Origin of the sequence: Limnospira sp. PMC 289.06 (assembly GCF_032350395.1) — a bacterium.
Lineage (GTDB): Bacteria > Cyanobacteriota > Cyanobacteriia > Cyanobacteriales > Microcoleaceae > Limnospira > Limnospira platensis.
Genome location: NZ_JARPLC010000156.1, coordinates 1 through 9,363 on the forward strand (window position 1 = coordinate 1; position 9,363 = coordinate 9,363).

6 protein-coding genes are annotated in these 9,363 nt (G+C 44.2%); 2 read left to right on the forward strand and 4 right to left on the reverse strand.

All coding sequences use genetic code 11. The features are described from left to right. Positions 1 to 156 precede the first annotated feature (156 nt). On the reverse strand, positions 157 to 357 hold the full coding sequence (locus P5674_RS21240) for a hypothetical protein (protein ID WP_315670247.1): 201 nt from the start codon (positions 355 to 357) through the stop codon (positions 157 to 159). An 88-nt stretch (positions 358 to 445) separates the two neighbouring features. Here P5674_RS21240 and P5674_RS21245 point away from each other — a divergent pair, with 88 nt between their 5' ends. Further along, positions 446 to 1,942, forward strand: a complete 1,497-nt coding sequence (locus P5674_RS21245) for a tetratricopeptide repeat protein (protein ID WP_315670249.1) — start codon at positions 446 to 448, stop codon at positions 1,940 to 1,942. Between the two features lie 397 nt (positions 1,943 to 2,339). On the opposite strand, the gene P5674_RS21250 is transcribed toward P5674_RS21245, so the two are convergent. From P5674_RS21250 to P5674_RS21260, 3 genes are all read right to left on the reverse strand, one after another. Then, positions 2,340 to 2,654, reverse strand: a complete 315-nt coding sequence (locus P5674_RS21250) for a hypothetical protein (protein ID WP_315670251.1) — start codon at positions 2,652 to 2,654, stop codon at positions 2,340 to 2,342. A 23-nt stretch (positions 2,655 to 2,677) separates the two neighbouring features. Further along, positions 2,678 to 3,958: a nucleotide sugar dehydrogenase gene (locus P5674_RS21255; protein ID WP_315670252.1), complete on the reverse strand. Its 1,281-nt coding sequence runs from the start codon at positions 3,956 to 3,958 to the stop codon at positions 2,678 to 2,680. 61 nt (positions 3,959 to 4,019) lie between these two features. Beyond that, positions 4,020 to 8,903 (reverse strand): tetratricopeptide repeat protein, encoded by a 4,884-nt coding sequence (locus P5674_RS21260; RefSeq protein ID WP_315670253.1) that lies wholly within the window; start codon positions 8,901 to 8,903, stop codon positions 4,020 to 4,022. Between the two features lie 222 nt (positions 8,904 to 9,125). Here P5674_RS21260 and P5674_RS21265 point away from each other — a divergent pair. Further along, positions 9,126 to 9,363 (forward strand): hypothetical protein (locus P5674_RS21265; RefSeq protein ID WP_315670254.1); only part of this gene is annotated, 238 nt, incomplete at its 3' end.

A 9,363-nucleotide genomic window follows, 5' to 3' on the forward strand; every position in this document is an offset into this window, starting at 1 on the left:
ACGGGAATGCACTTCCGAGGCGATAGGCGATACGCCCTACGGGCACGCTGCGCGAACGCACTTCCGAGAATCGCTCGGTAGATGTTTGTCAAGTTGCGTCAGTCTCGTGATATGGTATGATACTGGGATATGTCAGGGGGTGGGTGTGTTGGTAAGCTAGTTATGAGGAGTGGTCAAGGAATGAGTGCGGGTGAGTTGCTGAGACAGGCGAATCAGTTGAAACGGTCTGGGAAGTTGGATGAGGCGATCGCAATTCCGAGAGGCTACGGGAATGCACTTCCGAGGCGATAGGCGATACGCCCTACGGGCACGCTGCGCGAACGCACTTCCGAGAATCGCTCGGTAGATGTTTGTCAAGTTGCGTCAGTCTCGTGATAGGATATAATGCTGGGATATGTCAGGGGGTGGGTGTGTTGGTAAGCTAGTTATGAGGAGTGGTGAGGGAATGAGTGCGGGTGAGTTGCTGAGACAGGCGAATCAGTTGAAACGGTCTGGGAGGTTGGATGAGGCGATCGCACTTTATCATCAGGTAATAGATATTAACCCCCATTTTGCTTGGGCTTATCATGGCCTGGGGGATGCTTTGGTTAAGCAGGGAAAGTTAGATAAGGCTGTTACTGAGTATCAAAAGGCAATTGAAATTAATCCTAATTCTGCTTGGTTTTATATTAATTTGGGTCGGGTTTTTATTCAGCAAGATTGTTGGGATAAAGCGATTTATTATTTGAGACAAGGAATTCAGATTAAGCCAGATTTATTATATGAATTCTATGGTAAGTATAAGCCTTTATTTTATACTCTTGAACCGGGATTTTGTCTTTCCGAGAATGAAGATTTTATCGAATTAACTGAACAACCGATATGGGTGACTGTACCTGTTAAACCTTTAACAAGTTATTCCATAAGCGGTCAAAGTTCTTCGGAACAGCCTCCTACTCATAATCAAGCTTTAATACAAGTTGAGTTTTTGGATAAACATCAAAAACTCATACCAAGTCCATACTCTGCTATTCCCAATTCTCAAACACTAGGCCCATATTTTTACATTTCCACGTCAGGAGCAAATTTTTCTGAGTTTATAACTAATGTATTTAATACGACTCCTGAAACTTACTATTTGCGTTTGGGTTTTAGAACTTGGCACAATAAAAAGCCAATTATTTTGGGTTCTAGGTTGAACCTAGCGTTAGATTTATTGGTCGCTTCATTAGAAAAACTCAGTCAGAATGGTAATGGTGCAAAGCCTTTGTCCCCAGTTGGGGTGAATTCAGGTGATTTGAAGAATGTCGATGAAGCCATAGACTTGCTAGATAAGGTTAATCATATTCTGCCTAATTGTTATGGGGTTTATGATACTTTGGGTGATATTTTTCTGGCACGGGGAGAGTTGAGTCAAGCCATCAGTGCTTACCGCCAGTGTAGTTTTATTAATCCTCATTACTGTTTTCCTTACGATAAGTTGAGGCAAGTATATAATGTTGATAATCTGAATGGTTGGGCGATTTCAGAGGATTTATTTCTTTACATTATAGAAACTTTGCCCGTCGGTTCAACTATTTTAGAGTTGGGTAGTGGTACGGGAACGTTGGAACTATCTAAATATTATAATATGGTGTCTATCGAGCATAATCAGGAGTGGTTGAATAAATACAATTCCCATTATATTTATGCGCCTTTGGTTGATGATATGTGGTACAATGGAGATGTTTTGCGTCGGAAGTTGCGGAATATCGATTATCAGCTAATTTTAGTCGATGGACCACCACAGCATCGGCGTAAGGGGATTCTTGATTATTTGGATTTGTTTAATTGGAATGTAACCGTAATTGTTGATGATATTAATCGTCAGTATGATATGGATGTGGCGATCGCTTTAGCTAAACACTTGGGAAAAATTCCAACGGTTTACAAAGATAATAAATATTTTGCTGTAATAGCGTGAAATTTCTGACAATCCAACATTAAGCTGCTATGATGCCAAACTCCTCCATTCTCATTTGTATCACCCTAGGCACACGGCTAGACGCTATAAAAAGGAACACTCTTCTGGTTTTTCCGGTAGAATCTGGCGCACTTAAAGTTAATCAGGAACATTTATGACGGTTGGGATGACTTGCAGAAATACAGCCGATAATATGCTTTATTTTACGTGAAGGATGATAACAAATTGTCCATGAATCAAGAGGAACTGGAAACCAAGATTGAAATTTCTCTAAGCTAATAGGGTCTTGTACATGACCTGGAATTACCCCATAGGGTAACTCATATGTTGTGGAAATGATTAAACCAGAGCCAATCGCTAAAAGTTTTTCAGCAAAACCGCGAGGGTCATTTACGTGCTAAATTGTTTGATTAGACAGAACCAGAGAAAAAGGTTCGGAAAAATTTAACTCAAAAGCATCTCCAGCGATGAACTCAACACCCGGTACTCCTTCCCAATTTTTAGCTAAAGAAGTTTGCTTATCCGTGGCAACTTTCTTGGTTATCCAATCAAACTGCAAAATCAAAGGTGATACATAACAACCTACATCAATGATACTTTTAGCATCCGGGAACATTGCTCTTGCAATCGAGACAGTCAACTTATACAAGTCATGATGCTGGCGATTATGCCAATAATTCTTTATGTCAGTTGGCTTTGTTTTTAGTTCCATGATTGAAATTATTTTTCCTTTTTTTAAGCTTTGATAACGTTGTCTGCTGGATCCTGATAAACTCCTCTGGTATCCACTATAAGTCTAGCACAATTCCGGATCATATCATAGTCAAAACAATCATGGTTTGTAGCCACTAATACTAGATCATGCAATGCAACACTTTCAGGCGTTAGGTCCAAGCTTTGCAAATCAAAACAGTGTTCACGCATCTTTGGGAAAACAGGTAACCAAGGATCTGAGTAAGCAATCAAAGCACCCTTAGCAGACAATAAATCCATTAGCTTCACTGCCGGTGATTCTCGCATATCATCAACATTTTTTTTATAAGAGATTCCTAAAACCAAAATCTTACTGCCTTTAATGGAACGCTCACGGTCATTCAAGGCATTTGCTATTTTTTGAACTACCCATTCTGGCATAGAACTATTAACTTCCCCAGCCAATTCAATAAATCTTGTGTTTAATCCATACTCTCTAGCTTTCCAAGTTAAATAAAAAGGATCAATGGGAATGCAGTGACCCCCCAACCCTGGTCCAGGATAATATGGCACAAACCCAAATGGCTTGGTGGCTGCGGCGCGGATCACTTCATATATATCAAGTCCCATCGAGTCCGCAATTATTTTCATTTCATTGACTAAACCAATGTTAACTGCACGGTGGATATTCTCTAATAGCTTTGTCATTTCTGCTGCTTTAGTAGAGCTAACTGGAACAATCTTATTAACTACTTTAGAGTAAAGGACAATTCCCATTTTCAGACAAGCTGGGGTACAGCCACCCACAACTTTGGGAATACTTTCTATACTGTAATTTATGTTACCTGGATCTTCTCGTTCAGGTGAGTAGACCAAATAAATATCCTCACCAACTTTTAGTCCTTGTGATTCAATACGAGGCTTAAGCTCCTCATCGGTTGTACCGGGGTAGGTAGTGCTTTCCAAAGATATAATTTGTCCACTATGCAGCCAAGGTAACACAGCCTCTATGGTTTTAATAACAAAACTCAAATCGGGCTCGCGATACTTATTTAATGGGGTAGGTACACAAAGAATCAAAGCGTCTACCTCAGCCACACGGGAAAAATCAGTTGTTGCGGTAAATCCTCGTTCTCTGCCTTGTGCAACTGCTAAATCACCAATATGCTTAATGTAGCTGTAACCTGAATCAATAGCATCAACCTTGGCTTGGTCAATATCAAAGCCCAGAACATTAAATCCTACTTCTGTAAACCTCAAAGCTAGTGGCAATCCTACATAACCGAGTCCAACAATACCTATAAAACTATTGTGATCAACCATTTTGAAAACCTCTATTTTGTAAACCATTTCATAATCAGATTATTTGTTGACACCATTTTAATTAGTCCATTAAGTCATTAAGACGATCAACAAAGAATCTGAAACTACAATTGTTTTCCACAAAATATCGACCAATTTTTGCCTGCTGCATATACTCACTTTCATTGAACCATAAATTCTGGATTATACTACTCACCTTCTCAGATCTAGCATACAAAGCAGCTTTCCCAAAAGTATCTGGAAATTGGTATTTATCAGGTAAAATCACCGGAATGCCAACCGCCATAGCCTCAAAAACTTTATAACTCAATTCCTCTATATTATCCTCATGGGGATAGTGAATAAAAAAGTCTAAGTCTTGCAAAAACTCCTGGATACTTACTCTATCGGAATCTATAACTTGCCAATTATTAGGCTGTTCTTCAAGCCAATCAGTTATCAAATCATGCCATAAAACCCTAACTTCCCAAGGCGGAACTTCATTATTATCAACTTGATTGAGTCCTGTTAGTTCTCCTAACCATTGAAGATGGTGACCTTGAACACAGCAACCAACTATAGGTTTTTTCCTTGTTCTACCCCGCCATCTCAACTTTTGGCTACAGAACTGTTCAATATTAAGAGTTGGATACCAAGGGTTTTGATGAGGCTTGGGATAACTTTTATCTTGACTCATACGTTGTTTGACCCTTAATGAAATAGGTATCCAGTAACCCTCTTTTCCAAAGAGACTGCTCAGATTAGCTCTGACAATATATGGATCATATCGACACCCTGAACCATCAGCACAATTGGCTGCTAACTGGCTTACGATGACAATTAAATGAGTTGTGTTGATACTAGGAAAACCATCAGTCATATACTGAATAATAGTTGGACAAACCACTAATACAATCTTTGCATCTATTTTGTCTCCTACTGTTATTATATCCACTCCATATTGATTGCAAACTTCATAAAAACCAGAACGAAGACCTTGAGAAGGGTCTAGATCATAGCTACGCCAATGTATTGCACCTACTTTCATTTTTGATTGACAAGCTGCTATCATATAGTTTTCAAATAATGAAAAGTTTGGATTATTTGCTGAAAAGTCTGATACTACAACCAAATCATATAAATTAGTCTCTAGCTTTGATGCTGCAATTCCTAGAGGGACTGGAAATTTACGAACTCCACCAGATAAGTTTGGTGAATCATGAAAATTCCGATGAGAATGCCAGTATTTATACGCATCCAGATAGTGCCATCTCAAACCAAAGCCTAATGTTCTCACATGAGTAGCTTTTGTACGAGTTAGAGAATCCTCCCTTGACATAACTAATGAAAGGATGAGCTGTTCCTTCATTTTATGAATTGACTTGGCTCCATAAAACTTCTCTATCCTGAATACAAATTCTGAATCGGCACTCACTCTTACATGATCCCAGCCACCTAATTGATCTGCGACTTCTTTTTTAAACATCAATGATGAATGATTAAGACTTAAAATTGAACCAGGTCTCCAGTTACCAAAATGAGTAAAATCTTCATTGATCCTTACAAAGTAAGACATAACCGCTACACAATCATGGCAGTTCATGGCATCAATTTGATACTCTATCTTCTGTGGATGAGACCAATCATCACTATCATTAACCATGATTAAATCACCTGTGGCAGATGCTAATCCACGATTTCGAGTCGGATAACAACCTTCATTAACATCTTTAGAAATTAGCTTAACACGATGATCGCGTTCAACATATCCTGCTACCAATTCACGGGTGTTATCAGAACTAAAATCATCAACTACAATAACTTCAAGATTTTTCCAGGTTTGTGCCAGCAGACTATCCAGAGCTATGTGTATGGTTTCTGCTGCATTATAGGCTGGCATAATCACAGAAACCTTGAGCTTCTGATTCTTAATCTTGGGTTCTGCATGAGCTGTAATGTTAGATAAGGATAATGGCAAACTAGAGTCCTTAAGGACGAGAGGTGATAGCCCTTGTCTTTCGTATATTTTATTGATGTAATATAGAGGTAAGGTTGTAGCTTCAGATTCTCTTCCTTTTTGTAAAGCAACTATCCTTTTTACCTGGGCTTTAAGAATCAAGAAATCTGCATGTTCTCCTTTAATTCGGATTGCAAACTCCAAACTATTTTCAGCCCTACTGATAAGGTTGAGTTTGATTAAACATTGAATTTCCGCCAGCAAATGCACCGGCTGTATTTTGAAATACAAGACATGAATTAACTTAATATTATCCAAACATTTATGATAATCACCTTCCGCATAATACCAACGAGACAAATTCCATGATGCTCTAACTCTTTCGGTTTTTGATGCTGTGAAATCATGCTTGATTTCTTCTAGTGCCGGTAGAGCATATCGGGAGTACCCACCCCAAAGCCTTTTTGTGAAATCTTGAGCTGTAAAATCAGCAGGTTTCAGAAGGTTTTGATTGGCAGAAGGCTGAGAGGTCTTAGAGGTTTTAGTCATGTCATCATCAGCAATTGCTGATCGAAAAATCATCCCAGATTTTCCCTCATCCACCAACGCCCACTTAACCGACTCCACAGCAGGCAACCCCTGCAACAACAAATCCAAACCCTGGGACACCCCACCACCCGGCACCGCCAAAACCTCAGCCACCACAGCCGCCAACAACTCCCCAGCCTCAGCATCCCCAGTCTCAGCCCCATCCAACTCCCGAACCTTATCAAACTCCCGTGCCAGACCCGCCGCGATTTCAGTCCACTCCTGACTGTCCAAATCTCTCAAAGGAGGCAACTCCCGCAAATCCACAGGTTCTGATGCCTTAACAAAAGCCAACTCCTCATCATCAATATCCACAATCACCCGCGCACCCCAGACCAGCTTATACAAAAGCCCCAAAACTATATTCGGTATCCGAGGCTTCGACAGATGCACCACCTCATAGGGATGAGCCAAAACCAGACCCAAAGCCTGCTCCACAAACCGCCCCTCATCCGCTACCGTCACCGTATGACAAGGAATCTGGGTTCCCCGAATCGGCTCCCACACCTGCCCCCCGTACCGAGGAAACAGACAGCCAATCAACTCCACCTCAGCCCAACCCCCATACAACTGCGCCAAAGTATAGGCACGCCCCGCAGCATTGTGGGACAACTCCCAACCACAGACCCCCACCCGCAGGCGCTCCTTCCCAGCATCCGCCATCACCGATCGCCCCTGATGATGACCCACCGCATCCACCAAAACCCCGTCATCGGAGCCATGCCAAACCCCCACCAGCCCCGGTTCATCTCCCGTCAAAGCCTCATACATCCCCTGGCGAATCTCATCCGCACTCCGGGCACGATTCCAAATCCGCAACTCAGACAACTTGCCATCATTAAAGCGCTTCCCATCAGAATGAGCCATCAACCGCACCGTCGCCTCAGTCCCCACAGCCTCCGACTCCCCGCTCCAATCCGCCTCTCGCCGGAGGACCCCATCAAAATAAATCCGCCCGTATTCCCCCACCTTCCGCACACAAGCCACATGAACCCACTCATGGAGCCTCATATCCTCTTGGGGAACCCAGTCAACCGGTTTAGCAAAAGCCTCCCCCTTGCCAAAATACCACTGAGCCCTCTGGCCATCTTTTAACCGAAAGCAGAACTCATTTTGCTCGTCGCTGACAAACTTAGAGATAATCTCCGTCCAACTCTCCGGCCACCGTCGCAAATACAGCCAAAACTCGACCGTCAAATCCCCCGTAATACTCAACTCCTGGCGGTGGTCAATTTCCCCATAGGTCCCCAACTCTGGCCGAAAATCCACAACTGAACCCCGACCCGACCCCGGAGCCACCCGCCAATATTCTCCCCATTGCGCCGCCGCTTCCGGCCAGCGTCCCAACCCCATCAAAGCCAACGCCAACCGCCGCCGGATATCCGCCGCCCCCGGATACCGCTCCAGCAGCCACTGCCACTGCTCTACCACATCTGGCCAGCGTCCCAACTCCACCAGCACCCCAGCCCAAAGCCGATGCACCTCCGGCCTATCAACCCCCAACTTGACCGCCCGACGCAACTCCACCACGGCCTCAACCGGACGTTCCAACTGCACCAGGGCCCGTCCCAAACCCAAGGAAGCCTCCCCGGACTCTCCCAACTCCAGGACGACTTGGCGATACTGGTCTACCGCTTCCGACCACCGCCCCAACTTCTCCAAAGCCTCCGCCAAAGCCAAACCCCACTCACCCACCTGGGGATTTATTTCCCAACTGCGACGATACATAGCCAGGGCTTCATCCCAGCGCTCCCGTAGCCCTTCGAGTTTCCCCAGATAAAAATAGGCTTCCCCCTGGTCAGGTTGTAACTCCAGAGACCGGCGCAAACTCGCCTCAGCCCGGTGTAGGTCTGTTCCCGCCTCCACCAAAGCCACCCCCAAACCCAACTGCAATTGGGGGTCATCACCCTGAAAATCGGCCGCCTGCTGCAAATAACCGACGGCTTCGGTAAACCGTCCCTGGCGGCGCAACAGGTGCCCCAACTGTAAATTAAATTCTGCTACCCCCGGCTTTAAGGCGACAGCCTTCCCATAGGCTTCAATGGCTGCTTCCCCATGCTGTTGGTGAACTAATGCTTGACCGAGGGGCAAATAAAATTTATAATAATCTGGCTTTAATTCCAAGCCCTGATTTAAGGTGGCGATCGCCTCATCCCAAAGTTCCAATTTCACCAAAGCCACCCCGAGGCGATAGTAGCAGAGATAATTGGAACCGAGAGAAATGGCTTGTCGATAAGCCTGAACAGCCCCTTCCCAGTCTTCCAACTGAGTCAAGGCTTCTCCCAAATAGTAGTGATGCCAGGAGAGGTCTGGCGTTAACTCAATACCCCGGCGATACTCAGCTACGGCTTCTTGAATTTTTCCTTGTTGGAGCAGTTGATTGGCTGTTTCCAGGCTAGAGTTACCGACTGTCTGGGTCATACGGGGACACGAGATTAATTACCAAACCATCGCCTATTATATCATACGCTCCGGCGATATGCAAGAAATTAATCGAAATATTTGAAAAATACTTTTGGGGAACAGTAAGTCAATGTTGCGTCTGGGGTGTTGGGGAAGTAGGGCGGGTTTATATGGCTGATCGCGAACCAGAATATGGGCTGTTGAACCCGCCCCTACAGGGTTATCTGACCCACCCCACCCATGGGATATTTGGGAAGGCGATCGCGTTGGGGAGTTTTGGGAAGGCGATCGCGTTGGGGAGTTTTGGGGAAGGCGATAGAGAGTTTTGGGAAGGCGATCGCGTTGGGGAGTTTTGGGAAGGCGATAGAGAGTATTGGGGAAGGCGATCGCGTTGGGGAGTATTGGGAAGGCGATAGAGAGTTTTGGGGAAGGCGATCGCGTTGGGGAGTATTGGGAAGGCGATCGCGTTGGGGAGTAA